We start from the raw sequence: 21,843 nt of genomic DNA, 5'->3' as shown, positions 1-21,843 counted from the left end.
GGCATGGGACTAAAGACCATGGGGTCATGTCCATTGTCTGCAACGTCCAGTCCTCTGTCCTTGGCCAGCCGTGGCGCTGGCGATCCCCGGCCAATGCGGCCGATCAGGGATTTTCGCCCGACGATCTGACCACGCGCCTGCTGATGGCGCGGGGATGCGTGCGCGAGGATGTGGAGGCGCACAAGTCGCCGTCGATTCGCGGGTTCATGCCCGACCCCTCCATCTTTCGCGACATGGACCGGGCCGCCGAGCGGCTGGCCGATGCGGTCGAACGGCGCGAACAGGTGGCGGTGTTCGGCGATTACGACGTGGATGGCGCAACATCGGCCGCGCTGCTGATCCGCCTGCTCCGCGATCTGGGGCTGGCCCCGCGCCCCTATATCCCCGACCGGCTGATGGAAGGATATGGCCCGTCGGGCGAGGCGCTGGTCCGGTTGAAGGGCGAAGGGGCGGACCTGATCGTCACGGTCGATTGCGGGGCACAGGCGTTCGACGCCCTGGCCATGGCGCGCGATGCCGGGGCGGAGGTGATCGTGGTCGATCACCACAAATGCGCGACCGAGCTGCCCGCCGCCTATGCGCTGGTGAACCCCAACCGGCTGGATGAGGGCGAAGGGGCGGCGCACGGGCATCTGGCGGCGGTCGGCGTCGCGTTCCTGCTGGGTGCGGCGCTGGTCCGCGTTCTGCGCGCACGGGGATGGTTCAACGGGCGGACGGAGCCTCGCCTGCTGGACCTGCTCGATATCGTGGCGCTGGGCACCGTGGCCGATGTCGCTGCGCTGCGCGGCCTCAACCGAGCTTTCGTGGCACAGGGGCTGAAGGTGATGGCCGGTCGCCGCAACATCGGCCTGAATGCGCTGATCGAGGCATCGCGGCTGACGCGGGCGCCGACCTGTTCCGACCTTGGCTTTGCCCTGGGGCCGCGAATCAATGCGGGCGGGCGCGTCGGGCGGGCTGACCTGGGCGTGCGCCTGTTGACCACCACCGATCCGGCCGAGGCGCGCCGGATCGCGGAGGAGCTCAATCAGCTGAACGAGGAACGTCGCGCGATCGAGGCGATGGTTCAGGAAGGTGCAGAGGCAGAGGCCGCCCGGCACGGCAGCGGCGCGGTTGCCGTGATTGCGGGCAATGGATGGCACCCCGGCGTTATCGGGATCGTCGCGGGGCGGCTGAAAGAAAAGCTGAACCGGCCGGTCATCGTGATCGCGGTGGACGAATCGGGCATCGGCAAGGGGTCGGGGCGCAGCATCGCGGGCGTCGACCTGGGCGCGGCCATCCTGGCGGCGAAGGATATGGGCATCCTGATCGCGGGCGGCGGGCACGCCATGGCGGCGGGCGTGACCATCGCGGCCGATCAGGTGCAGGCGCTGGCCGATTTCCTGCACGAACGGCTGGCGGTGGCGGTGGAACGGGCGATGGGCGAGCGCGCGCTGCTGGTCGATGCGATGGTTTCGCCGCGCGGCCTGAACCCAGCGCTGGTCGATGCGCTGGAGGCCGCCGGCCCCTATGGCATGGGCTGGCCCGCGCCGCGCGTGGCCACCGGCCCCGTGCGCATCGTGCGGTGCGACGTCGTCGGCAACGGCCATGTCCGGGCGATCATCAGCGGCGAGGATGGCGCGAGCCTGAAGGCGATGGCGTTCCGATCTGCGGACACTCCGCTGGGTCAGGCACTGCTGGGGGCGCCGACGCACCGGCGGCTATGGCTGGCAGGACGGGCGAAAACCGACGATTGGGGCAGCCGACCGGCCGCAGAACTGCACGTGGACGATGCGGCATGGGCCAATTGAACGAAAATTTCGCAAGACCGCTTGACCCCCGCCCGCCCCTCGCATAGTGAGCGCCTCCGTCGTCATCGACACGGCCCCTTCGTCTAGCGGTTAGGACGCGGCCCTTTCACGGCTGAAACACGGGTTCGATTCCCGTAGGGGTCACCAAAATCAAGCAAAACGTGTCAGTTTTGCGTGGTGTTGGTACGCGCAGGCTATATCGAGCCGCCATTTCGTCCCACAGTCTGTTTGCGCTTCTACGGGTCATTGTCGACCGCTCTGACGCATTTTGACATCGCGGGCTCGACGGGTTGCTCCAGAGATTCGACGCTCAATCTGTTGGAATTGACCCAGATGGTCAGGCCTAATCCATCCCCCAATAGATCGGGTTGTGCAGCCATTCATTGATGGCCGATTCCCGCCAGCCCGAACAGCGCTCCGCGATCTTGATCTGTTTGGGGAAGGTCCCTCTCCTGATCTTCCGGTAAAGGGTGGCCCGCGACAGGCCAGTGCGCTCAAGCACCTTTGGCAGGCGAAGGATTCGGTCGGGGGCGGTCTGGGTCATGTGCTGATCATCCAATGGTTGTGATGCCCTGTTCCGGGCAGCTTTTGGATGATGCGAGCGGCCGTCAATTCGATGAGATTCTGCGGTTTCTACGCTGCGGTGACAGGTCGTTGCCTGGCCTTTGCCAGTGCTTCCCGGACTGCGACCAAATATTTTTGCCGCTGGTCAGCACGAGCCGGAACGGGTGTCCCCTGCCCTCATGGCAACCGCGTCTGTTGTGCCGGAATGCCGGTGGCGGTCGCTGGCTGCTAGCCCCGCCCTTGCCAGCGGGGCTTGCGGGCCTGCTCCTGCCGCCCCCCGGCCATCCCGGCGCCGGACCTGGGCGGTTCTCGCAGGAAAACATCATGGGCAAAGCGAACCGGATTGATCGCAAGGCAATGCGGCGCATGTCGCCCTTGGCGCGACAGCTCATCCTGGCGCTGCGTTCGGACCCCTCGCTCAGCAACGAGGCGCTGGCGATGATGTTCGGGATCAGCGTGGGGAGAGTAGAGGCCGCGCTGGTCGAGGCGCTGAAGCGACTCATCGAGGCAGATCGTGAACCCGATCCAATCTGGCGGCGTCTTTGGCCATGGTGAGCCTTGCCAATGACTTGCCATCCCCGATCAAGCCCTACAGGGTGAGGAGACCATGCGCAGCGATATCGATCATCTACCGCCAGCCAAGCAGCGCGAGCTCGAGCGGGTGGTGCAGATCCTGTTCGAGGAGTTCGACGATGCGCTGGCGCTGGCCAAGCATGAGTGGAAGAAGGAGGGCCGCATCCTCAAGGTGATCCTCTATGGCAGCTATGCCAGAGGCGGCTGGGTCGATGAGCCGCATACCGCAAAGGGCTACAAGTCGGACTTCGACCTCCTGGTCATCGTCAACGACAAGCGATTGACCGACCGGGTCAGCTACTGGCTGAAGCTCGAGGACCGACTGAACCGCGAGCTTGGCATCACCCACACGCTGAGCACCCCGGTCAACTTCATCGTCCATACCCTGCAGGAGGTGAATGACGGCAAGCTCGATCAGCTGACGGGTGCGTTCGCGCCGCTTCACTTGCCAGTCCCGATGATCATGCCGCGCCTGGCTGGCCTGGGTCCGCGCGATCTGTGCCTTGATCCTGCGGCTCGCTGCCTGGCTGGTCCGCAGCGCTTGCCCGAAACTGGTCGCGCTTGCCTTGAAAGAACGCCTCGCCGCGCCGCCGCCACGCCTCCCGCTTCGTGCGGTCGGTGGTCTGAGCAAGCGCGAGCAACGCGCCGGCCAGTTCGTCGGGGCTGAGGCTGTCCGCACCAGTTGCAATGACGAGCTCGCCCAGCTGGCTCTGCTTTCTGGTCCGAAGCTGCTTTGCCCGCTCGGTCAGTGCCTTCAGTTCGGCATCGAAGTCCCGCGGTTTGCGCATGGGATGTCCCTTCTGTTTGGCGTGGGGACCCTCCAGTTATCGGGCCGCTCGATCAGCAGCAATGCGTTGATCTTTGGTGAGATTCCCGCGTCCCGAGAAAGATGAATTCTTTTGAGGGCGCGCTTATACGTCGTGCCGACGTACGCTTTGCGGTGTAGATGGATGGCCGTCATGGCGATCTACCATTTCTCGGCAAAGGTCATCTCGCGGGCGGTCGGCTCATCGGCCGTTGCCGCGGCCACCTATCGCCCGGCCGGGCGGCTGCGCGACGATCGCCTCGACCGCTCCCATGACTTCACCAACAAGACCGGGGTCGTGCATTCCGAGGTGATGCTGCCCGACGGCGCACCCGAGGCTTGGGGCGACCGCGAGCAACTGTGGAACGCGGTCGAGGCTGCCGAGCTGCGCAAGGACGCGCAGCTTGCCCGGGAGGTCGAGTTGGCCATTCCCCGTGAGCTGACTGTTACCCAGGGGATCGAGCTCGCCCGCGACTTCGTCCAGCGCGAGTTTGTGAGCGAGGGCATGGTCGCCGATCTCAATGTGCACTGGGACATGGGCGTCGATGGCCAGCCCAAGCCACATGCCCATGTCATGCTGACCATGCGCGAGGTCGATGAGGACGGGTTCGGCCGGAAAAACCGCGAATGGAACCGGACCGATGTATTGGAAGGCTGGCGCGAGCGCTGGGCCGGACATGTCAACGAGCGGCTGGCCGCGCTCGATATCGATGCCCGCATCGATCACCGGTCGCTGGAAGCCCACGGGATCGATCTCGAGCCGAAGAACAAGATCGGCCCCGCCGCCTCGCGCATGGCCGTCGAAGGCAGGGACTGCGAGCGGCTGGTCGAGCACCATGCCATTGCCCGGTCCAATGGGGAGAAGATCATCGCCGATCCGCGGATCGCGCTCGATGCGATCACCCATCAGCAATCGACCTTCACCACCCGAGAGCTTGCGATGTTCGTGCATCGCCACAGCGAGGGAAAAGACCAGTTCGATCAGGTGATGGCAGCGGTGCGCGCATCGCCGGAGATCGTGAAGCTTGCAAGCGACGGACGGCGCGATGAGCGGTTCACGTCGCGCGCGATGCTGGAGACCGAGCAGCGGCTCGGGCGGGCCACCGCATCGCTCGATGCGCAGCGCTCGCACGGGCTTTCGCCGCGCCATCGGGACCATGCCTTGGCTGCTGCCCAACAACGTGGTCTGCACCTCTCGCTCGAGCAGCGTGGCGCGCTTGAGCATGTGACCGGTGATCACGGGTTGTCTTCGGTGGTTGGCTATGCCGGGACCGGCAAGAGCGCGATGCTCGGCGTTGCGCGCGAAGCTTGGGAGCGTGCCGGCTTTGAGGTGCAGGGTGCTGCCCTGTCGGGCATCGCCGCCGAGAACCTCGAAGGCGGATCGGGCATTGCGTCGCGGACCCTGGCCAGTCTCGAGCATCAATGGGGTCAGGGGCGCGACCTGCTGACCGATCGCTCGGTGCCACTCGAGCGCGCGGTGCAGCGTTATGCCGAGGCAGCGAAGGTAATGATCGGGATGCAGCGCCAGGGGCTCGAGCCGCTGGTCGAGCAGCGCCGGGCGTTCACCCGCGCCTGGGATGCGCTTGAGCAGGTGCAGCCGGGCGGGGCGGAAGATCTGCGATCGGCGATGAACAAGACCCCTGGCCTGGTTGACGAAGCAGCGGGCGGGCAGACCCGGCGCGCGATCCGGGCGATGCTGGTCGAGGGCGAGCTCTGGGTTGAGCTTGGCGAGCGGGCCAACCGGTTCGTCGCTGACTGGCGGCATGAGGTAGTAGGCGTGTTCCCAGACGTCATTGCCCAGGATCGGCGTGCCCTTTGTCTCAGCCACGTCCATAAGCGGATTGTCCTGATTGGGCGTCGAGGTGATGGCGAGCTTGCCGTCCCTGCCGACGATCAGCCACACCCAACCCGATGATAAGGGCAAGCAAACGCATTCTGGCAAACCTTTCGAAGTTAGAGGCGGGCGCTGAGGCCCAGGCGGACGTCCCTTCCGGCAAGCGGCGCATAATCCTTGAGGAAGCTGGCATGGCGTCGTGCCTCGACGTCGAACAGGTTGCTGGCGCTCACCGTCAATCGAAGCTCGCGCGCTGCCCAAGGCTTCCAGTCGGCGGAGAGGTTGACCAGCGTGAAGCCTGGGGTTTCGGTTTCGAAACCCGTCGTGCGGCGCTGGCGGGTCGTCCGTTCGGTCTCGAAGCGCATGCCCCAATGGTCACCCCGTGCTTCGATGCCGCCGCCGAACCTCAGCGGAGGGATGCGCGGTGCAGGCCCGAAATCGTCGATCGTTGCCTCGACGGCGTCGATCAGCGCATCGACGCCGATCCGGACCGGCCCGTCGATCACGCTGGCCTGTCCCTCGACCTCGAACCCGCGATAGGTTGCATCGCCTTGGGCAAAACGGAACACCGGGAGCGCGTCGATCACCTCACCCGTTTCGAACTCATAGATGTACCCGGAAAACCGGGTGCGATAGGCGGATGCATCGACGCGCCAGCCGCGCCCGGACAGGCGGGTGACCAGTTCGATGCCGCGTGCCCGCTCGATCCCGAAGGTCGGATCGCCAATCTCGTAGCTTTGCGTGCCGACATGGGGGCCATTAGCCAGCAGCTCTTCCGCTGCGGGCGCACGCGCCGTGCTGGAGAGGTTGAGGCCGAATTTCGCCCAGGAGGCCGCAGTGACGAACGCGCCCGCTGCCACCGACCGCGCCATGAAGCTGCGATCAAAACCGACGGATTGCGAGACGATATGGCTGCGCTCGATCCTGCCGCCAGCTTCCAGCCGGACTGGCCCGACCGTCACTTCCTGCAGCGTGAACAGCCCCATCTGCTCCGTCTGGTTGGGCGGCACGAACGCTTCCGCCCCGACGGCCAGAAAGTCGCGGGAGAAGAACTGCGCGCCGCTGACCCCCTGCCATCCGCCGCGCCTCGCCTGGTTCAGCTCCACGCGCCCTTCGATACCCTCATTGGCGAACAGGGTGCCGATGCCGCCATCGCCCTCGCGCTCGACATGGGCATAATCGGCATAGCCTGCCCGGAGGGACAGCCGGTCGAGCCAGTCACCGCCAAGCGCGACCGACGCGCGCATATCGGCACGCCATTGTTCGGCCTCGATCGAAACGCCTTCCTGCTCGGCGCCGGGGTTGAGGTCGAACCGGATGGGCAGACCATAGGTGCTTTCATAGCGGCTGATCGCCAGCCCCAGATCGCCGCGCTCGTCGATCACGGCTGCGCCCAGATTGGCAGTGCGGGTCCGCGATCCGCTGTTTGGCAGACGGCCGGACAAGTCGGCCAGTGCCCGCACGCCCGGATCGCTGCTGGCCCGCGCCATTGCCCGAAGGGGTGCCGACAGCAGCGGGCCGCCAACATGCAGGTCATCGGTATCGGTCAAGCTGCCGCCACCCGACACGACCACCCGGTCAGCAACCCGCACAGCCACATTGGCACCGGCCGAGCGTTCCTGAGCCGCGCTCGCCAGGCCCGCCCGTGCCTGCCCGCCCAACGATGTTTCTGGCACCTCGATTGGAATCCGTCGATCGAGGACGTTGACGACGCCGCCGATGGCCGATGAGCCATAGCGGAGCGAAGCCGGGCCGCGCAGCACTTCGATCCGCTCAGCCAGCAGCGGATCGATGGCAACCGCATGATCCGCCGAGGTATTGGACACGTCGAACGCACCGATCCCATCGGTCAGCACCCGCACCCGCTCGCCGGCCAGACCGCGCAGGATCGGGCGCGAGGCATTAGGCCCGAAGCTGCTGGCCGATACGCCGGGCTGACGGGCCAGCGCCTCGCCGATCTGCGGACGCAGGTCGCGCTCCAGCTCGACCCCCGCCACGACCGACACCGGAGATGTGCTCTCGCGCGGATCGCGGCGGAACAGGCCGGTTACGACGATCTCGTCCTCGGCCCCTGGCGGTTCCGGTTCATTTGCCGGTTCGGCCGATGCAAATGCCGCAAGGGACAGGACCAGCGACTTCATTTCAGGCCGCGGTTTTTCAGCAGCGCATCGGCATTGGGCAGGCGCCCGCGAAAGGCGATGTAGCTTTCCGCCGGGTCGCGGCTGTTGCCCCGTTCCAGCACTTCCCGGCGCAACTTCCCGGCCAGTGCCGTATCGAAGATGTTCCCGGCTTCCTTGAACGCTTCGAACCCGTCGGCGTCCATCGCTTCGGCCCAGCTATAGGCGTAATAGCCCGCCGAATAACCACCGTCGAAGATATGGCTGAAGTGCGCGAGGCGATGGCGCATCCCGATCGCGTCCGGCACGCCCAGTTCCTTGAGCTGTGCCGCTTCCCAGGCGCGCGCATCGAAATCGGCGGGCAGTGCCGACAGCGTGTGGAGTCGCATGTCCAGGATGGCGGATGAAAGCTGCTGCACTGTCACATAGCCCTGATTGAAGGTCCGCGCCTTGAGCAGGGCCTGCAGCATCGGCTCCGGCATCGGTTCGCCCGCCGCATTACGGGCGTATTTCCGCAGGATTTCCGGCTCCGTGATCCAGTGTTCATAAACCTGCGCCGGGAATTCGACGAAGTCGCGCGAAACCCCGGTGCCCGACAGCGAGGGGTAGCGCACCTTGCTGAGCAGGCCGTGCAGCCCGTGCCCGAATTCGTGGAACAGCGTCTCGGCCTCGTCGATCGAGATCAGCGCCGGCTGACCTGCTGCCGGGGGCACGATATTCTGGTTGTTGACCACCACCGCAATCTCGCCGAACAGCCCATTCTGGTCGCGCAGACTGTTCATCCATGCGCCGGGCCGCTTGGTCGGCCGCGCGAACCAGTCGGCATAGAACAGCCCGACCTTGGTCCCATCTGCTTCGCGGATTTCCCAAACCCGCACGCCATCGGCATAGACGGGAATGTCCTTTCGCTCATGCGCGGTGAGGCCGTAGAGCTTGTTGGTCGTTTCGAAGAGGGCGGCGACCATGCCCTCCAGCGGCAGATATTGTTTCAACGCCTGCTCATCGAGCGCGAAGCGGTCCTGGCGCACCTTTTCGGCATAGTAGCGCCAGTCCCACGGCTCGACCTTGGTCACGCCATCCTTGGCGGCATAGCTTTTGATATCACGCATCTCTTCCTTGGCGCGGGCCAGGCCCGGCCGGTAGATTTGCATCAGCAGGTCCATGGCAGCGGTCGGCGTCTTCGCCATGGCGTCTTCCAGGACGAAATCGGCATGACTGTTGGCGCCCATCAGCTTGGCGCGTTCGATGCGCAGCGCCACCAGCTGCTTGATCGTCTCGCCCGTGTTGTTCGCGTTGGCATTGTCGCCCCGCATGGCGAACGCCCGCCAGATCTTCTCGCGCGCCGCGCGATTGGGCGATGCGAACAGGAAGGGCTCGGCGGCCGAACGCGTGGCCGGGAACAAAAAGCTGCCATCCTGGCCCGCCGCCTTGGCCGCAGTCGCCGCCGCATCGCGCTGATCCTGCGGCAGCACCTCCACCTCGGCGGCGGTCAGGACGACGCCGTTCGCCTTCTGGTCGGCGAGCAGCTTCTGGCCGAATTCCACACCCAGTTTGGCCAGCGCCTCGTTGATCGCGGCAACGCGCGCCCGCGCTTCCGGGCTCAACGCCGCACCGGCGCGCACGAAACGTTTGTGCGTTTCCTCAAGCAGCCGCGCCTGTTCGGGCGTCAGGTTGAGGGTCGAGCGCGCCTTCCATACCGCATCGACCCGGGCGAACAGCTTCTGGTCCAGCAGCGTCTCGTTCGACAGCCGGGTCAGCTTCGGCGTCACCGCTTCCTCGACCTTCTGGATCGCATCCGTCGCATCCGCCGAAGCGACGTTGAAAAAGGCGCTGGCCACCAGCCCCAGGGGACGGCCTGCGCCTTCCATCGCCTCGATCGTGTTGGCAAAGCTGGGCGGTGCTGGATCATCGGCGATGCGGCGATAATCGGCCCGCGCCTGGGCGATCGTGCTGTCGAACGCAGGTTCGTAATGCTCTGGCCGGATCTGGTCATAGGGGGGCACGCCGTCGGGCGTCGACCATTTGGCCAGCAACGGATTGGCAAGGCTGGCCTGAGCGAGGGCTGGGGACGCGATCAGCGCAATTGCAGTGGCGATGCCAACGATACTGGTGGCAGCAACAAACATCGGATGCATGGTCATTCCTGAAGGTAGAAGAGGAATAGGGAAGCGCTCAGTCGCGGGCCGCCGGATCGATTACGAGCAACAGCCTCAATTCGCCGGCCGCCTCGATCGGGGGCGAGCGATGCAGCACGACCGGAGGGTCTATCATCACCCGGCCCGTGAAGATGGCGACATCGCCTGCCGATAGCTGCTCGATCCGGTCCGGTTTGTCGGCGTGGCACCACTGTGTCGCCTGTCCGGCATAGGTGGTGAGCAGCCGGCGGGTAACGTAATCGGCATGGAATTTTCGGCAGGAATCGGTTTCGACCACCTGCAGCCGCATCGACAGCGCATTCGACCCGGTTGCGCGGGCCTGCACCATGGCGAGAGCAAGGATATCCTCGGCCAGCGCGTGCGCCGCAGCGGACGGATAGCCGCTGACGGCCAGGTTCAGCGCCAGCGTGTCGACGCCGACCGGGAGGTCGAGCGTCAGTTCGACATCGTCGATCGCCTCCCAATCCAGCCCGCCCAGCGCGTCCTCGACCGCTTTGGGCAGGACGCGTTGCCCGATGGCAAGGGCCGCCCCGGAGCGGGCCGCGATAGCCATATGATCGAGCGACGGCAGGCATTGGACCGCCCCGTCCAGCACATCATCGGCCAAGGTCGCCATCACGCCGTCTCAAGCGCCGATTGCTGGCCCCATGCCGGGAAGGGATCGCGAAGGTCGCGCCATGCGTCGGGCGTGAACCCATCCGCTTCGATCAAACAGGCGTCGAGTGCGACACGGATCGTCGCCTCATCCATGTCGATGCCGATGAACACCAGCTCCTGACGGCGGTCGCCCCAGGTGAAGTCCCAGTGATGCGCAACGAATTCCTCGAACCGCCCATCGGCCGGCCACTGATTCTTTGGGATGGATGCCCACCAGCGGCCCATGCGCGAGGTCGTGGTCTGCCGCCCGGCAACCGCCAGTTCGCCGACCCAATCGGGGCGAGTGGCCAGCCAGAAATGGCCTTTGGCGCGAATGACATGCTTCAAGCCGCCATTCGTGAGGAAGCGATAGAAGCGTGACGGATCGAACGGGCGGCGCGCGCGATAGACGAAGCTCTCAATGCCATATTCCTCGCTTTCCGGGCGATGGCTTTCATAGCCGTACAGCTCCTTGGCCCAGAGCGGATGCTGGGCGGCCGCCTCCTCATCGAACCTCCCGGTTGCCAGCACATCGTCCATCGGCACGCGGGACTGATCGGCCGTCAGGATGCGTGCGTCCGCGTTCAGCGAGGCGACGAGCTGCTTCACCTTTGCCAAATGGTCGGGGGATACGTCGCCAGCCTTGTTGATGATGATCGTGTCGGCAAACTCGATCTGTTCGACCAGCAGACCGACCAGGCTGCGATCATCCTCTTCACCCATCGATTCGCCGCGATCGGCCAGGAAATCCTCGCTGGTATAATCGGCCATCAGGTTCACGGCGTCGACGACGGTGACCATCGTATCGAGCCGCGCGACATCGCCCAGGCTCTCGCCCGTCTCGTCGCGGAAACTGAAGGTGGCGGCAACCGGCAGCGGTTCCGAAATGCCGGTGCTTTCGATCACCAGATAATCGAACCGCCCCTGTTCGGCGAGCGTGCGAACCTCTTTCAACAGGTCGTCGCGAAGCGTGCAGCAGATGCAGCCATTGGTCATTTCGACCAGTGCCTCTTCGCTGCGCGACAGGGCCGCTTCGCCGCCGCGCACCAGGTCGGCGTCGATATTCACCTCGCTCATGTCATTGACGATTACGGCGACCCGGCGACCTTCGCGATTGGTCAGGATATGGTTGAGCAGGGTTGTTTTGCCGGCACCGAGAAAGCCCGACAGGACCGTGACGGGCAAACGATTGTCTTTACTGGCCATGCAACACCTTGACTGCAATGTGATGGTATATCATTGCACGACGTAGCAGGGCGGCGCGCCGCTTGTCCAGCGGGCAACGGAGAAAAGGAATGGCCGCCATTTCACGGCAACAAAAGCTGCTCGACAGTTTTGCCATCGGCGCATCGGCGCTTTGTCTGGTCCACTGCCTGTTGCTGCCTGCTCTGCTGATCGTGGCTCCGGCGCTGACGGCGTTCGTTGCGCTGCCCGAGCGTTTCCACCTTTTGATGTTCATTCTTGCCGTGCCGATGAGCCTGTTGGCGCTGGCTGCCGGCTGGCGACGGCACCGCCGTGCCGAACCCGCGCTGATTGCATGTGCGGGATTGTGCCTGATCGGTGCAGGCGCCTTGCTGGCCGAAGGCGAATGGCTGGAGACGCTGTTGACCGTCCCGGGATCGCTGCTGCTGGCCCTCGGTCACGCCGTCAACTGGAGGGCGATGCGGCATTGAGTGAAGTGATCACGATTTCCGACCTGACGCACCAAATGGGCGGGCGCAGCCTGTTCGAGGCCATGTCGCTCCGCATGGCGCGCGGTGAACACAGTCTGCTGCTCGGTCCATCGGGATCGGGCAAGTCGACCCTCATCAACCTGATCTGCGGGCTGCTCACTCCCGATTGCGGCAGCATTCTGATCGCCGGCGATCCGATGACCGGCATCGGTCCCTCCCGGCGCGATGCGCTGAGGCGACGGCGCATCGGCCTGGTCTTTCAGTCGCTGCGGCTCGTGTCCGCGCTCGATGTCCGCCAAAATCTGTTACTGGCCCAGCGGCTCGCCGGCGCGCCGCATTCGGTGGCAGCGGTCGATACGCTGATCGAGGCGGCGGGGATATCCCATCGCGCGTATGCCCGTCCCCGCGATCTGAGCCAGGGCGAGGCCCAGCGCGCTGCGATTGCCCGTGCGTTGGTCGGCACGCCCGACCTGCTGGTTGCCGATGAACCGACCAGCGCGCTGGACGATGCGTCGATGGCGCGCATTGCCCGACTGATGATCGAGCGGGCGGATGCCTCCGGCGCCACGCTGCTGGTCGCGACCCATGATGCGCGCCTGCGCCCCCTGTTCGGCCGGGTGGTGACGCTGTGATCGGCCTGACCTTTGCCTATCTGCGCGACCGTGCCGGAACGACCGTCCTGAACATGCTGCTGCTGGCGCTGGCGGTCGCATCGCTGGTGCTGCTGCTGATCGTGTCGACCCAGCTTGGCAGCCGGCTGGAGCGCGATGCCCAGGGCATCGACCTCGTGGTGGGGGCCAAGGGATCGCCGCTACAGCTGATCCTGTCGTCCATCTATCATCTCGATCAGCCGACCGGGAACATTCCGTTGTCGAGTATCGAGACGCTGCGCGCCAACCGCGCGGTCGCGCGCGTCGTCCCCCTGGCGCTGGGCGACAATTTCCGCGGCTATCGGATCGTCGGCACTGAGCCCGAATGGCTGGATATCTATGCCGCGAGGATCGCGCAGGGCCGGGTTTTCGCCAAATCGGGGGAAGCGGTGATCGGCACGGATGTCGTGCGCACGACCGGGGCTGCGATCGGACAGCGATTTCTAGGCAGCCACGGCGCGGGCGAGGATGGCGGCGAACATGCCGGTCATCCCTTTACCGTCACTGGAATTCTTGCCCCGACCGGCACGGTCGCCGACCGCCTGATCCTGACCCCGGTCGAGAGCGTTTGGGACGTCCATGGCATTGCGCATGCGGCGCATGACGAGGGGACCGGGGCACATCACAGCGACCATGCCGACGACAATCACGACCACTCGGATGAAGCCGCCGCGCCGGACAATCCGCACGCAATGGACCCGGAGGTAACGGCGCTGCTGGTCACCTATCGCTCGGCCTTCGGCGCGGTCAGCGTGCCCGGCTTCATCAATCGTCAGACCGAGATGCAGGCGGCGGTTCCCGCTGTCGAAACCGGCCGGCTACTGTCACTGTTCGGTGCGGGGGTCGAGGGCGCGCGCTTGTTCGCCTGGCTGCTGGCGGGAACGGGCGGCCTCGCCATCTTCGTTGCCCTGCTCAATGCCGCGCGGGCGCGTGAGGGCGACCTGGCGCTGCTGCGCGTCATGGGTGCGACGCCGGTTCAGGTGTTCGGGACAATTGTTCTTGAGGGCGTGCTGACCGCACTGGCGGGCGCGCTGGTCGGCATCGCGGCCGCGCACGGCATCATCGCAATTGCAGTCGACCGGTTCCGCGCCCTGGCGGAAATCGGCATTGATCCACTTCGGTTCGATCCGGCCGAGCTGGGCATCCTCACGGCCGTGCTTGCTATCGGTGCTTCGGCCGCGCTGGTCCCGGCGCTGCGCGTGTTCCGTATCGACCTCGCCACCACCTTGTCCCGCAATTGAGGGCCGAAACCATGAATGCCGAAACACTCCAGAAACTCAGCCGCCGCACATTGCTGACAGCGCCGATCCTGGCCGCGCCGATGCTGTTCAGCCCGGCCCGCGCGATCGAGGTATGGCTGCCCGCGCCGACGCCGCCGGGCGGGATATCGTGGAAGACACTCGAACTGACCAAAGAGACGACGCGGACGGTGAAGGGCGTCATCTATTCGAAGCCGGTGTTCTCACCTGCGGTCAAGGCGCTGGCTGGCAAGCAGATCAAGGTCGCCGGATGGATGATGCCGCTGGACGCCAAGCCCAAGCAGTCGCGCTTCGTCCTGCTCGCCTATCCGCCCGGTTGCCCGTTCCATTTCCACGCGATGCCCAACCAGTTTCTTGAGGTGATCGCCAGCACGCCGTTCCCGCTGGACGAGGAAAAGGTCCATATCGTCAGCGGCACGCTGAACCTGACTGGCCAGGACGAAAGCGGCATTTTCTATCGGTTGACTAATGCCCGGCCGAATTAAGCCGTCGCTGGCCGATCGCGTCTATGACGTGCTGATCGAGTGCAAGCGCCCGGCCTCTGCCTACACGATTGCCGGGTTGCTGGCCGCGCGCTGCGGTCGGGTCGTTCATGTCAACAGTGTCTACCGCGCGCTGTCGACGCTTGAATGCCGCAATCGCGTGACCAGTATCGTCAGCCTGAAGGCGTGGGTGGCGAATTCCAGCCAATATCAGTTGATCCTTATCTGTTCGGAGTGCGGCGCGGCGACGCTTCATCCGCTTGCCGACGTTTATCATCGGCTCGGGCAGATCTGTCGACAGGCGGATTTTCACCCGGCCCGCTATCATGTTGAACTGCCCGGCCATTGTTGCCGATGTGTCGGAGACGGCAGAACAAGCTCGATGAACTCTCCGCCTTCGGAAGTGCTATCATGCCACAACTGACGACGCATGTTCCTTTGGTTCTGATTTACGCATTGCATCGATTTGCCAGTCGAAGTGACGTCTGCTGTTGAGTTGACCGACCGCATGTCGCATTTACGAACCTATGTCCGGCTAGGCTGCCTGTCGCCTAGCAGCCAAATGCGGTTGTTTCCTTTGCACCGAGCGAGGCCGGGGTCCAAACGCAGCTTTGCCATAAATGCTGTCCGCGAACAGCAAGTCCGTAGCCGGCCCAATTACAGAGCCTCTCGGCGTTAGCGAGGGGCTCCACAAAAAGCGTCTGCTTTGCCGCCGTTCCGCCTAGAACCCGCCTGACCGCAATCGGCCCAGAACCCGCCTCTTTATGCTCTACCCTTAAGCCACAATAGGACAGAATCCGCTATCGCGAAATCTGTCGGCGATTGGAATTTCGTGACGCTTTGCGTGCGATACGTTGGACCTCCTTTGACCAGGCAGCCAATGCTATTCGCTTCTCTTCAAAATAGTTGTGCCGCTGGTATACGCCGACGATGCCGGAACGCGAGCCGGACACATGGTTCAATACCGCCTCGGTCACCTCAAGCCGGACACCGAGCCGCTGGAGGCCGGTTGCCATCGTTCGGCGCAAATCATGGAGCGTCCAGTGTGGCACCGGCTCACCGAGCCGTCCCGCCAAGGCAGCCCGAATGCGGCGCATTGCTTTGCTGAAGCCGCTCGGCCCTGCTTCCGGGTTCCCGCGGGCTGGGATGAGCTTATCGCTTCGCTCATCATGTACGAGTGCACTAATCGTATCCAACACTTGGGGTGATAGCGGCACCAGATGCGCAACGCCGTTCTTGGCGCGGTCAGCCGGGATAGTCCACAGCCGCCGCTCGAAATCGAACTCCGCACGGTCGGCCTCGAATACCTCATTGCGGCGTTGGCCCGTCAGCAGCAGCAGCTTGATCGCCGGGCCGAACGGGGCAGCCTCGTCATGGAGCACATGCCACAACGCGCCTATCTCACGGTCCGACAAGACGCGCTCGCGTGCCTTGGGCTTTGGCGGCCGCCCGGCATCGCGGCACGGATTGGCCGGCAATCGGTTGAGACGCGGCAGTGCCCAGGTGTAAAAGGCTGAGAAGTCAGACAGTACGTTGCGCGCCATCACTGGCGTCTTTTCGGCGATCTTGTCGATGAACCTGGTGATCTCGCTGCGCGCAATCGCATCGGCAGCGCGATCGCCAAATTCGGGCAGGATATGGCGGTTAAAGACGCGCTCGATCTCGTCGATCTTTCGCAGGTGCGCTTTGGCATTGCGGTAGTTCGGCCAAAGCTCGCGCACGGTATAACCATCCACGCGGCGCACGCGCGGCTTTGGCAAGGCTGCAACCGGGTCGGCCTTGTACTCCACGTCCGACAAGATCTGTCGCGACTTCTTGCGCGCCTCGGCAAGCGGCAGGCGTTCCGAGTAGCGACCAAGCGTGATGGTGCAATATTTCCCCGCAACGCGCTTGCGCAAAATGAAGCTCTTGGCGCCCGACACGCCAATCCGCACGCGCAGGCCTGGCACCAGCGTATCGCAATATTCCACCTGCCCCGCCTTGGGCGGTCGCAGCGCCCGGATTTTGGCTTCGGTGAGCAGCAGGCTGCTCTTCTCCGGCGTGCTAGCTGGCGTCTTCGCGGGTCGCCCGACCATTTGATTTCCTCTCAAATGTAGGTTCCCTGGGTGCTACCTTAGGTAGCATTTAACCAGAAATAACCTGAAATTGATTGGATCGTCATGACACAGAAGTGTCGGCAATCAATACGTCGCGAGATACGCACGAACCCATATGGTTCAGCTCTTAATCAGCGGGTCCTAGGTTCGAGCCCTAGTGCGTCCACCATTTTCCCCGGCGATTGTACATACTGCAACGAAGGCAGAACCCTTGGTTCGCCGCAGCGCAGTCGGCAATACGGACCTCGATAGCTGTCCGTCTGCTTGTCGTAAAATGACTGTGCTGACGCGGCCTGAAGCAGTCAGCCGAACAGGCGGCTGAACGCCAGAAACAGGGTCGCTCCGCCGATCGGCGCGACCAGCAGCAGGACGATGTTGAAGGCAACCGCCTGAAACAGGCGCTTTTCCTGTTGCCGGTCGATCCGGCGCAACGGCCGGCGGCGCGGAGGCGGCGGCGGATCGTAAGGCGGAGGCCAGTCGGGGTCGAAGCTGACGAACATCCCGACCCCTTACTGCTGCTTGCCGAGTTCGCGATTGAGCCACAACGCGGCCAGCGTGGCGACAGAGCCGGACAGCAGATAGGTACCGGACGCGATCAGCCCGTAGTTGGCCGACAGCCACAGTGCCGCCAGCGGCGCGAAACCCGCCCCGAACAGCCAGGCAAGATCGGACGTCAGAGCAGACCCCGTGTAGCGGCGCTTTTGCGTAAAGCTGGCCGACAAGGCACCCGACGACTGGCCGAATGCCAGACCGAGCAGGATGAACCCGGCAAACATGAACACCGCCTCGCCAATGCCGCCGGCATCCAGCAGCTGCGGGGCAAAGCCGCTGAACGCCGCGATCGCAACGGCCGTTGCGGCCAGCACATTGCGGCGACCATAGCGGTCGGCCAGCTTGCCCGACGCCAGGATGGCCAGCACGCCCACTGCAGCGGCGGCCGCTTCAATCAGCAGGAACCGGACGGGGGATTCGTTGGTGAACAGGAATACCCAACTCAGCGGATAGACGGTTACCATGTGGAACATGGCAAAGCTGGCCAGCGGCGCAAATGCGCCCAGCACGATCACCCGCCATTCGGTGCGGATCGTCTGGATCACCGGCGCGGGCTGAAGCGTGCGCTTTTCGAACAATTCGCCATATTCGGGCGTCACGACAATGCGCAACCGGGCGAACAGCGCCACCACGTTGATCGCAAAGGCGACGAAGAAGGGATAGCGCCAGCCCCAGGCGACGAAATCCTCCGCAGGCAGGGCAGCGATCAGGAACGCGAACAACAGGCTGGCAACGATCAGGCCAAGCGGCGCGCCAAGCTGCGGGATCATGGCATACCATCCACGCCGATCCTCGGGTGCGTTGATCGCGAGCAGCGATGCGAGCCCGTCCCAGGAACCGCCCAGCGCCACGCCCTGACCCATGCGGAACAGCGCCAGCAACAGCGCCGATCCAACGCCAATGCTGGCGTGACCCGGCAGAAACGCGATTGCCGCAGTCGATCCGCCCAGCAGGAACAAGGCGACGGTCAGCTTGGCGCCGCGACCATAGGCGGTGTCCACCCAGGTAAAGAAAGCCGTGCCGACCGGCCGCGCCATGAATGCCAGCGCAAAGACGGCGAACGACCACAAGGTGCCGGACAGCGGATCGAGATAGGGAAACACAAGTTTCGGAAACACCAGCACCGATGCGATGGCATAGACGAAGAAGTCGAAAAACTCCGACGTCCGGCCAATGATGACGCCAATGGCGATTTCGCCGGGCGCAATGCCGTGGCCGCCCGTATTGACTTCGCGGGCGTCGCGCTCTGCTTCGGTGGTCTGGGCGGCGGTGGCGGTCATAAGCGGGTTTCCACGGGCTGACTGGCAATATTCCGGGGTGTTGCGAACCATAACGCATCACGACCGTTTTGGTGCTTTGCCGTTTTATCGGCGTGCGCGGTATTGGACAAAATGTCCAATGTCGCTGTTCGCCGGACCAGCATAGATGGACCGTCATGACCCTGAATCCGTCATTGCCGCGCTCCGCCCGCGCGATCCTTCCGCTCCTCGCCCTGCCGATGCTGGGCGCTTGCAACCTGATCGTCCTTGATCCGGCGGGCGATGTCGCCCGGCAACAGGGCAATCTGGTGATGATGTCGACGGCGCTGATGCTGCTCATCATTGTGCCGGTCATGGCGGCGACGGCAGTTTTTGCGTGGCGGTATCGCGCGGGTAACAAGGCCGCGACCTACAAGCCCGATTGGGACCATTCGACGCAGCTGGAACTGCTGATCTGGGCCGCGCCGCTGATGATCATCATCTGCCTTGGCGCGCTGACCTGGGTCGGCACCCATCTGCTCGACCCCTATCGCCCGCTCGCGCGCACTGCGCCCGGCAAGGTCGTTGCCGCGACCACCGCGCCGATGGAGGTGCAGGTGGTGGCGCTCAACTGGAAATGGCTGTTCATCTATCCCGAACTGGGCGTCGCCAGCGTGAACGAACTGGCGTTGCCGGTCGATCGGCCGGTGCAGTTTCGCATTTCGTCCTCGTCGGTGATGAACAGCTTTTACGTGCCTGCAATGGCGGGTCAGATCTATGCGATGCCCGGCATGGAAACGAAGCTGCACGGCGTCCTGAACGAACGCGGTAACTTTACCGGATTTTCCGCCAACTATTCCGGCGCCGGCTTTTCGAACATGCGCTTTGCCGTGAAGAGCCTGGACCAGGCCGGGTTCGACGCCTGGGCCGCCGGCGCGCGCGGCAGCAGCCTATCGCTCGACCGTGCGGCATATCTGAAGCTTGAAAAGCCGAGTGTGAAGGCCCCGGTGATGCGGTTCGCCTCGGTCGAGCGCGGCCTGTTCGACCGGATCGTCAACCTGTGCGTCGAGCCGGGCAAGATGTGCATGCACGACATGATGGCGATCGATGCCAAGGGCGGCATGGGCCGCGCCGGCCTCTATAATGTTCGCCAGCTCGAATATGACAAGGCGCGTGCGCGGGGTTCGAATGACCAGCGCACCGCCGCTACGGAGACCAAAGCCTATGTCGCCGAGCTTTGTACGAACCCCGATATGCTGGGCAAGGGCGTTGCCGCCGCAATGGTCCGCCGGGTCGATCTGACCCCGCTGATTGGTGCCGGGCTGCCGCGTCCGCGCGCTGGGGCTGCCAATGGCCCTGCCACCGCCCAGATCAATCCTGTTCCGCTTTCCTGAACAACGGTGCTGAGATGACCATTTCGACCTCCGCCGCAGAACCGACCTTCCTCCTTGGCAAGCTGTCATGGAATGCCCTGCCGCACGACCCGATCGTGTTGACCACCATGGTGGTCGTCATCATCGGCGGCGTCGGCCTGCTCGGTCTGATTACCCGCTATCGCCTGTGGGGCTATCTCTGGAAGGAGTGGTTCACCACCGTCGATCACAAGAAGATCGGGATCATGTACATGATCCTCGGCCTGGTCATGTTCCTGCGGGGCTTTGCCGACGCGATCATGATGCGGCTGCAACAGGCGATGGCCTTTAACGGATCGGAAGGCTATCTGGACGCGCACCATTACGACCAGATCTTCACGGCGCACGGCGTCATCATGATCTTCTTCGTAGCGATGCCGTTCATCACCGGTCTGATGAACTATGTCGTGCCGCTGCAGATCGGCGCGCGGGACGTCAGCTTCCCGTTCCTCAATAATTTCAGCTTCTGGATGACGGCCGCGGGCGCTGGCCTGACCATGGCGTCGCTGTTCGTGGGTGAGTTCGCCGCGACCGGCTGGCTTGCCTATCCCCCGCTGTCGGGCATTTCGTACAGCCCCAGCGTCGGTGTGGATTACTATATCTGGGCGCTGCAAATCGCGGGGGTCGGCACGACCTTGTCGGGCATCAACCTGATCGTCACGATCCTGAAGATGCGGGCACCCGGCATGGGCCTGATGAAGATGCCCGTGTTCACCTGGACCTCGCTGTGCGCCAATATCCTGATCGTCGCCAGCTTCCCGGTGCTGACCGCCGTGCTCGCCCTGCTGGGTCTGGACCGCTATGCCGGCACCAACTTCTTCACGAACGACTTTGGCGGGTCGTCGATGATGTATGTCAACCTCATCTGGATCTGGGGCCACCCGGAGGTGTACATCCTGATCCTGCCGCTGTTCGGCGTGTTCAGCGAAGTCGTCTCGACCTTTTCGGGCAAGAAGCTCTTCGGGTACACCTCGATGGTCTATGCGACGGTCGTCATCACGATCCTGTCCTATGTCGTGTGGCTGCACCACTTCTTCACGATGGGATCGGGCGCCAGCGTCAACAGCTTCTTCGGCATCACCACCATGGTGATCTCGATCCCGACGGGTGCCAAGCTCTTCAACTGGCTGTTCACCATGTACCGCGGCCGCATCCGGTTCGAACTGCCGATGATGTGGACGGTTGCCTTCATGCTGACCTTTACGGTCGGCGGGATGACCGGCGTGCTGCTCGCGGTGCCGCCGGCCGACTTCGTGCTGCACAACTCGCTGTTCCTGATCGCGCATTTCCACAATGTGATCATCGGCGGCGTACTGTTCGGCATCTTTGCGGCGATCAATTACTGGTGGCCCAAGGCGTTCGGCTTCAAGCTGAACCAGTTCTGGGGCAAGGTCAGCTTCTGGTGCTGGGTCCCCGGTTTCTGGGTCGCCTTTGCCCCGCTCTACGTCCTTGGCCTGATGGGCGTCACCCGCCGGATGCGCGTGTTCGACGATCCGTCCTACCAGATCTGGTTCGTCATTGCCGGCATCGGCGCGGCGATGATCGCGGCGGGTATCGGCGCCATGCTGGTCCAGTTCGCGGTCAGCATCTGGAAGCGTGAGGAATTGCGCGAGGAAACCGGCGATCCGTGGAACGGCCGGACGCTGGAATGGGCGACCAGCTCGCCCCCGCCGGCCTATAACTTCGCGTTCACGCCCCGCATCCACAAGCTGGACGCATGGTACGACATGAAGGCCGCTGGCGTGGAACGGCCGGTCGACGGGTACAAGGACATCCATATGCCCGCCAATACCGGTGCAGGCGTCGTCATCGCCGGGATCAGCGCGGTGTGCGGCTTTGCCCTGGTCTGGCACATCTGGTGGCTTGCCGCCGCCAGCTTTGTCGGGATCATCGGGGCGGCCATCGTCCACACCTTCAACTATCGGCGGGATTATCACATCCCCGCCAGCGAGGTCGCGGCGACAGAGGGCGATCGTACCCGTCAGCTTGCCGCTTTGGAGGCGTAAGGG

Annotated in this window: 18 protein-coding genes, 1 tRNA gene and 3 pseudogenes; 12 read left to right on the top strand and 10 right to left on the bottom strand. The window is 64.2% G+C overall.

The genetic code is table 11. The annotated features are described in order from the left end of the window. Window positions 1–26: 26 nt before the first annotated feature. Both recJ and NYR55_RS01310 read left to right on the top strand, forming a co-directional pair. The gene (gene recJ, locus NYR55_RS01315) at window positions 27–1,787 is read left to right on the top strand and encodes a single-stranded-DNA-specific exonuclease RecJ (RefSeq protein ID WP_260019449.1); all 1,761 of its coding nucleotides are present in this window, start codon (window positions 27–29) and stop codon (window positions 1,785–1,787) included. Window positions 1,788–1,859: 72 nt separating this feature from the next. Beyond that, window positions 1,860–1,934, top strand: a tRNA-Glu gene (locus NYR55_RS01310). 196 nt (window positions 1,935–2,130) lie between these two features. Here the strand turns inward: NYR55_RS01310 and NYR55_RS01305 are convergent. Next, entirely contained in the window at window positions 2,131–2,331 is a 201-nt protein-coding gene (locus NYR55_RS01305; protein WP_260019448.1) for an AlpA family transcriptional regulator, read from the bottom strand. Window positions 2,332–2,675: 344 nt separating this feature from the next. Here NYR55_RS01305 and NYR55_RS01300 point away from each other — a divergent pair, with 344 nt between their 5' ends. Both NYR55_RS01300 and NYR55_RS01295 read left to right on the top strand, forming a co-directional pair. Then, window positions 2,676–2,906 carry a hypothetical protein gene (locus tag NYR55_RS01300; RefSeq protein ID WP_260019447.1) on the top strand — a complete coding sequence of 77 codons (231 nt, stop codon included), beginning with the start codon at window positions 2,676–2,678 and terminating at the stop codon, window positions 2,904–2,906. A gap of 52 nt (window positions 2,907–2,958) precedes the next feature. Next, window positions 2,959–3,330 (top strand): annotated as a pseudogene (locus tag NYR55_RS01295) (nucleotidyltransferase domain-containing protein); the annotation flags it as partial. A 55-nt stretch (window positions 3,331–3,385) separates the two neighbouring features. Here NYR55_RS01295 and NYR55_RS01290 read toward each other — a convergent pair. After that, window positions 3,386–3,712, bottom strand: a complete 327-nt coding sequence (locus NYR55_RS01290) for a conjugal transfer protein TraD (RefSeq protein ID WP_260019446.1) — start codon at window positions 3,710–3,712, stop codon at window positions 3,386–3,388. 171 nt (window positions 3,713–3,883) lie between these two features. Between NYR55_RS01290 and mobQ the strand changes: the two are divergent. Beyond that, window positions 3,884–5,191 (top strand): annotated as a pseudogene (gene mobQ / locus NYR55_RS01285) (MobQ family relaxase); the annotation flags it as partial. 306 nt (window positions 5,192–5,497) lie between these two features. Here the strand turns inward: mobQ and NYR55_RS01280 are convergent. From NYR55_RS01280 to NYR55_RS01260, 5 genes and pseudogenes are all read right to left on the bottom strand, one after another. Further along, window positions 5,498–5,641 (bottom strand): annotated as a pseudogene (locus tag NYR55_RS01280) (Fe-Mn family superoxide dismutase); the annotation flags it as partial. Between the two features lie 41 nt (window positions 5,642–5,682). Beyond that, window positions 5,683–7,704 carry a TonB-dependent receptor gene (locus NYR55_RS01275; protein WP_260019445.1) on the bottom strand — a complete coding sequence of 674 codons (2,022 nt, stop codon included), beginning with the start codon at window positions 7,702–7,704 and terminating at the stop codon, window positions 5,683–5,685. Beyond that, window positions 7,701–9,815 carry a M3 family metallopeptidase gene (locus NYR55_RS01270; protein ID WP_260019444.1) on the bottom strand — a complete coding sequence of 705 codons (2,115 nt, stop codon included), beginning with the start codon at window positions 9,813–9,815 and terminating at the stop codon, window positions 7,701–7,703. The genes NYR55_RS01275 and NYR55_RS01270 overlap by 4 nt, the downstream gene beginning before the upstream one ends. A gap of 37 nt (window positions 9,816–9,852) precedes the next feature. After that, the gene (locus tag NYR55_RS01265) at window positions 9,853–10,452 is read right to left on the bottom strand and encodes a DUF1826 domain-containing protein (protein ID WP_260021514.1); all 600 of its coding nucleotides are present in this window, start codon (window positions 10,450–10,452) and stop codon (window positions 9,853–9,855) included. Continuing rightward, window positions 10,452–11,678, bottom strand: coding sequence for a GTP-binding protein (locus NYR55_RS01260; RefSeq protein ID WP_260019443.1), 1,227 nt, complete (start codon window positions 11,676–11,678; stop codon window positions 10,452–10,454). The genes NYR55_RS01265 and NYR55_RS01260 overlap by 1 nt, the downstream gene beginning before the upstream one ends. Before the next feature lie 89 nt (window positions 11,679–11,767). Between NYR55_RS01260 and NYR55_RS01255 the strand changes: the two genes are divergently transcribed. The 5 genes from NYR55_RS01255 to NYR55_RS01235 are packed head-to-tail and all read left to right on the top strand — an operon-like array spanning window position 11,768 to window position 14,960. Next, window positions 11,768–12,145, top strand: coding sequence for a MerC domain-containing protein (locus tag NYR55_RS01255; RefSeq protein ID WP_260019442.1), 378 nt, complete (start codon window positions 11,768–11,770; stop codon window positions 12,143–12,145). A gap of 5 nt (window positions 12,146–12,150) precedes the next feature. Next, on the top strand, window positions 12,151–12,777 hold the full coding sequence (locus NYR55_RS01250) for an ATP-binding cassette domain-containing protein (protein WP_260021512.1): 627 nt from the start codon (window positions 12,151–12,153) through the stop codon (window positions 12,775–12,777). Beyond that, window positions 12,774–14,036: an ABC transporter permease gene (locus NYR55_RS01245; RefSeq protein WP_260019441.1), complete on the top strand. Its 1,263-nt coding sequence runs from the start codon at window positions 12,774–12,776 to the stop codon at window positions 14,034–14,036. The genes NYR55_RS01250 and NYR55_RS01245 overlap by 4 nt, the downstream gene beginning before the upstream one ends. Window positions 14,037–14,047: 11 nt before the next feature. Further along, the gene (locus tag NYR55_RS01240; RefSeq protein WP_260019440.1) at window positions 14,048–14,539 is read left to right on the top strand and encodes a DUF3299 domain-containing protein; all 492 of its coding nucleotides are present in this window, start codon (window positions 14,048–14,050) and stop codon (window positions 14,537–14,539) included. Next, complete coding sequence (locus tag NYR55_RS01235; protein ID WP_260019439.1) at window positions 14,523–14,960, top strand: hypothetical protein; 438 nt, start codon at window positions 14,523–14,525, stop codon at window positions 14,958–14,960. The genes NYR55_RS01240 and NYR55_RS01235 overlap by 17 nt, the downstream gene beginning before the upstream one ends. A 376-nt stretch (window positions 14,961–15,336) precedes the next feature. On the opposite strand, the gene NYR55_RS01230 is transcribed toward NYR55_RS01235, so the two are convergent. From NYR55_RS01230 to NYR55_RS01220, 3 genes are all read right to left on the bottom strand, one after another. Next, window positions 15,337–16,611 (bottom strand): site-specific integrase, encoded by a 1,275-nt coding sequence (locus tag NYR55_RS01230; RefSeq protein ID WP_260019438.1) that lies wholly within the window; start codon window positions 16,609–16,611, stop codon window positions 15,337–15,339. A gap of 323 nt (window positions 16,612–16,934) precedes the next feature. Then, window positions 16,935–17,132 (bottom strand): hypothetical protein, encoded by a 198-nt coding sequence (locus tag NYR55_RS01225; RefSeq protein ID WP_260019437.1) that lies wholly within the window; start codon window positions 17,130–17,132, stop codon window positions 16,935–16,937. Between the two features lie 9 nt (window positions 17,133–17,141). After that, window positions 17,142–18,464: an MFS transporter gene (locus tag NYR55_RS01220; protein ID WP_260019436.1), complete on the bottom strand. Its 1,323-nt coding sequence runs from the start codon at window positions 18,462–18,464 to the stop codon at window positions 17,142–17,144. 155 nt (window positions 18,465–18,619) lie between these two features. On the opposite strand from NYR55_RS01220, the gene cyoA reads away from it, so the two are divergent. Beyond that, a complete protein-coding gene (gene cyoA, locus NYR55_RS01215; RefSeq protein WP_260019435.1) occupies window positions 18,620–19,816 on the top strand; it encodes a ubiquinol oxidase subunit II in 1,197 nt (398 codons plus the stop codon). A gap of 14 nt (window positions 19,817–19,830) precedes the next feature. Continuing rightward, on the top strand, window positions 19,831–21,840 hold the full coding sequence (gene cyoB, locus NYR55_RS01210; RefSeq protein WP_260019434.1) for a cytochrome o ubiquinol oxidase subunit I: 2,010 nt from the start codon (window positions 19,831–19,833) through the stop codon (window positions 21,838–21,840). Window positions 21,841–21,843 lie beyond the last annotated feature (3 nt).

Origin of the sequence: Sphingomonas sp. BGYR3 (genome assembly GCF_025153455.1) — a bacterium.
Lineage (GTDB): Bacteria > Pseudomonadota > Alphaproteobacteria > Sphingomonadales > Sphingomonadaceae > Sphingomonas.
Note: the sequence above shows the minus strand (reverse complement) of the source record. Positions and strands in the feature narration are given on the sequence as shown.